The sequence below is a fragment of the Porcipelethomonas sp. genome (assembly GCF_051893655.1).
GTDB lineage: Bacteria > Bacillota > Clostridia > Oscillospirales > Ruminococcaceae > Porcipelethomonas.
The window spans coordinates 9227-14440 of record NZ_JBJFHN010000060.1; the positions used below are offsets into that span (position 1 = coordinate 9227).

At 38.6% G+C, this 5214-nt stretch carries 1 protein-coding gene; it reads left to right on the forward strand.

Annotation, left to right across the window (positions count from 1 at the left end):
* The first annotated feature begins 165 nt into the window (after positions 1-165).
* Entirely contained in the window at positions 166-5064 is a 4899-nt protein-coding gene (locus tag ACI4WO_RS03480) for a hypothetical protein (protein ID WP_439806167.1), read from the forward strand.
* Positions 5065-5214 lie beyond the last annotated feature (150 nt).

Genomic DNA, 5214 nt, shown 5'->3' on the forward strand with positions numbered 1-5214 from the left:
GATAGTGCTGCTGTTTCTGATTATAATGATTCTGTTAGTAACTATGATACAGCTGGCAATAATGCTGTGCCTTATATTATCAGGCATTATACAAAGAAAACAGCTGATGTAACCAATATTATAACAGAAACAACTTATCAATCTTATACAGGCGATGTTGCCGGTTTGGACGGGAAGACATTTCGTATATCCAATAGCAATGGAGCTAAGCAATATTTTGGAAACGGAATAAATAATAACAAGCTAACATATACATCAAAAGATGCAGATGCTGCTCTTTGGACTTTTGAGAAATCTTCTGACAGCACTTACTATATTTTTACATATGTAAATGAAAGTAAAAAATATATGTGTATGGATGGAACTAATGGAAATATGTCATTAGCTGATAGTAAAGATGCTGCAACTGCTTTTACAGTAATATACTATAACAATAAATTTGTTTTAAATAATAAGTTATATTATGTCAATAGATTTGGTGGTTCTAATTTAACTGGATTTGCAGGTTGGACCAAATATGCCGATGATAAAGGAAGTCAACACGATCTTGAGCAACAAATAATAACAGAAAGAGAAGAAATAATCTATGGTGGTTATCCTGCCCGCTGTGTAACAAGCACATCTGGCTATTATGACATAAATCTCACAGGAAGTGATGATTATGTTTTGCCGGATTGTTTCAGAGGATTGGGTACAGTCGGATTTTATGATGACCAAAATCAGGGAGATGAGAAAGAGACAACAGGCTATGCGGACAGAATTAAAAATAGATATTGCATGAAAGTTGACGTGTTTGACGGAAAAAATCGTACCATTGATGAAGATATATATCTGAATAAGTATAAAAACGACAACTATTTTGATGTTTTACATGTAAATTCCAGTGCGACTCAAGTAATTGCCGGTGGTACTGCTGCTAATGTTAATCATAACAGTTTGTATCATGGAATAGGATTTTTTGACAGTATAGTTATGAGCAGTGATAACAGCATTATTTCTAATTTTACTTTATCAGGTTCCATTAGTACAGATGTATTTGAAGATAACGGAACAATACTAGCTTCAGCAGTCGGTGCTCAATATTTAGGTCTTGCTTCTGGCGGTGTTGTGGGCTGGTCATTAAATGGAACATGGTGTAACTTTAGTAACATCATGTTGGATAAGTTATCAGTAAGAGGAGCGTGTCAGGCCGCAGGCTTACTGGGCTACTCTGGAAATAAATCAAAAACGATATATATCAATGTTACTGAATGCAGCGCTGATAATCTTTCACTCTCTTTATATGCTACACAAACACAAACAAATGGTTCAGGAACAAATGTAAGAAGCGCAATGGGTGCATTTGTCGGAAAAGTTAAAGAAGGAGGCGTAAGAGTATACGGCACAGCTTTGGGATCAGCAAACAATGATCCTGCAAATTTTTCTACTGTAAAGTTTTCAAAGTTTATTACTTATAATCATGCAAGTGTAGCAGCAGGAGGTCTTGTCGGTTACGCCGGAAACGGCTGTCAGGCTTATGATATGCACGTTGAATCACAAACAAGTGCTTCTCCAATAACTATAGGAAATACAGCTGTTGCTAAAGCTGGTGGCATTGTTGGACTTATGCAGCCAGTCAGTGAAGGTAACTCGGACTGTGTTGCAGAGTTCATTAATTGTGAAGTAAAAAATATAAATATACAGGCTATGCACGCGGGTGGATTATACGGCGGTACATGGTCAAATAATTGGTCTGCATATAGTATCAAAATTGAAAACTGTAAAGTTACAGGTGATGCAAGTAAGCATAATACAATTATTGCCATTCAAGGATATGACGTAGATGCTAAAGTAAATGTATCATATGCTGGTGGACTTGTGGGACATGGTTATGTTGTTTCTGCAGCCGGAGAAGGTGCAAATATAGAAATATCAAACTCACGGGTTTCCAATTATGACATTTCCTGTGCAAATATTTCAAATAATAATTGCGGAGCAGGAGGATTTATAGGTTATGCAAACGCATACGGCACAAATAGTATTGTATGTTATATTCATGACAGCGCAGTTGAAAATTGTGAGATAGGAGCAACCGACAACTATGCAGGCGGTGCAATTGGCAATCTTGCAGAAAACACTGAAAATAAGCTGCTGGGCTACAACATCAAGCTTGACAGAGTTACATCAGCCTCCGAAAAAATGGGTGCATGGGTCGGCTACATGGATACAAAAGACACGACAACATCAATCCAGTTCACCGGCATGGCAATCTACGGAAATGGCTTTTCCAAAAATATAGGCAACTGGACAGAAGACCAGAATAAATCAAATACAAATGCCTCATTCGTTTTCGCAGATTACAGCGGCAAGTGCAATGAAGTTGCTTCAGCAGAATCTGCAGAAAAGTCCGGACTGAATTACGCTGAAGACACCCACGTAGAAATGCCCTGCTATCCATATGTCAATGTCTATCCTCAGTCCTCTATGGGAACAGATGAAATCATATCTGGTGACGGTGCGGTGCTTTGTGATACTCCTAACGGTGAAGGTACAGGTAGTAAGACTATGGCGGCAAAGCTTCTGGCGGATATTAAAGCTAATTCAGATTCACGAAGGTATACTACATTTTCTGACGCTGTAATAAGCGGTGAAAATACAATTGGTTACTACCTTGAGCGTTCAGTGGATGAAGACTGCAACCGTATTTCAACTTACCAGACTGAGACAGGCAATCTACCTGAGGATACAGATGATTTTGCTGTGATTTTAGTGTCAAATTCAGATGAAGAAGAAACAACGAATCTCTTGAACCGCTATATTCAGCTTGTCACAAATACAGCTACAGACTATAGCAAAGTAAGTTCGTATTATGAAATAGTCCTGAAATCCTGTCAATATATAGATGGTAAATTCCAGATTACAGAAGATGTACCCGGTCTGACACAAAAGGAACAGCACGAAAATACTGATGATACAACCGAAGTGACAGGCTATAAGTATCAGCTTGATGGTAATAATGCCGATTCGCTTAAACAGAATACCTTTACTCTGGTAGATGTTCAGTTCAAGGATCCGCTTGATTCAAGTAAAATTGCCTATCATCTCTATGTGCCTGTCTATACTGTTAAACAGATGACCTATTCATTCAAGGCTTCTGCCCTTACGGATACTAAGTCTGTAGCTTACCCCCATGACGGCTTGTCTGATTATGAAAACGCTTTCGGCGCTACTCACATTGACAGCCTGAATACATGGGTTACACAGTATATTCGCTTTACATACACACAGCAGGATATGAATAGTCTTCTTGCCACCGGTAATTTAGACTGGAATCATGAAAAGTATGTGCTGCTGAATACACAGCAGGCATCTGAACGACTTCCAAACGGAACCAATATGATTCTTGTTGACCCGAATGGTCTCACTGATCAAACCTATTATGCCAAGGTGAATACAGCTGGATTTGAAACAACTACATCACAAGGTGGAGACAGCTGGCGTATTGATTTGAACAAATTTACAAAAGACGGTGAAGCTGCTGGTGAAGCGTTTGAAGTCCGCCATTTCAACGAGATACTCGCAGGACATATTACTGCAACAGAAGAATCCGGCGGTGCATACAAGGATATTACTGATGAAGTAAATAACGTTCCTGCTACTCCTTATTCCATTTATGATTCTGTGAACAAAAAATACTATTTGTACACATCAGATGGAAGCGGTACATATACACTGACCGTAGATAATGATATCAATGAGGATTACTACATCAGTATCTACGTACCTAAGCTTGATACTTACACAGATCAGCTGTATTTCTACACAATTCAGTCACCTGAAAAACTTGAAGGACTACGTTCTGCGGAGCTAAGCGAAAGTAAATTCTGTAATGTTTTGATTGCTGATTTGTTTAATCAGGAAGAAAACGAGTACTCAGTTGCGCCTTCTAATGAACAGATTAATGTAAATAATCCTACTATTACGGTGAACGCAAAAAGTACTATAAAATTATCAAATCTGACTGCAGCATCTTACTTGAACAGCGTTAAGCTCTATCATGCGTTCCATTTGCTTTTGAATCGGTATGAAGCTGGCGGCAGTGTAAATAATGAAATCATAGGATTGAATGAAGAAGATGTTACAGCAATTTATTCTCTGAATGATGGAACTTCTAGTCCCTGTAGTAAAATTGACTTGCAGTCTGGATATCTGGATGCAGTCACTACTGATGTGATGAGTACTCTTCTTGGTAATAATGATAAACAAGTTATAGTCAGCGCGGAAATAACAATGACGTTCCATGATGTTGAAGAATTTCCTGAAAAGATAAACGAAGGGAATATCGGTGTAAATGTTGCCGCAAGTTCAAATCTTGCCTATGACCAGGAGCGATTGAGCTATACAAGTATGAGTACAGCGTTTCATGCAGACGCAAAGTATTATCACCGTGAATCTGCTACAGCGGCGCATTTGTCTTATACCGCTGTGTCGGAATTGGATGAGTATGATGACTATGGAAAGAATAGTAAGAATTTCTCCAGACTTGGTATCAATGGTCATTCATCAATTGGAGTGTATGGTAGCAGAACCGCAATGGAAATACACTCAAGAGCCGTTTTCAATGTTGCTTCGGTTGAAGAACAGTATTTCGATCAAGCCAAAAGCGTAAGATTTTCAATGACCCTGTGGAAAAAGACTGATACTGAAACAGACGGAACTGTGACAAGTGCAGCTTATGAACAGGTGGATAACATCTCAAATTATCTGCTTGGTGTAGAGTTTATGAATGGTAAAACGACTATGCAGTTGAACACCAGGATGAGTGATGCAAAAATCTATGTGTATGACATGACAATTGAAGGCTGTTATGAACTTGGACCGAGGATATATCCGGCAGATATCGTATATTACGCTGTAACAGGTGAAGGCTTTACTGAGTATGCTAATTATCAAGTGCAGATTCAGGCAGAGTTATTAGATGAAAATGGCAAAACAATTGGTAATCAGCCTAAGGATTACATAGTGTACACAAACGCAAAGGTCTATCCAACAGTAATCGACAGTTCTGTACTAAACGGAAATTAAATACAAACTTATAACAGGGTAATTTTACCCCCCTGAAAAATCGCTTTTGGTTTCAAAAACTGAAAGCGATTTTTTGTGAGGTATCCGCCAGACAACTGTTAGAGACCATCTATTCTGTCATCCAAAAGTGAGCGTATTTTGTCAAGGGCA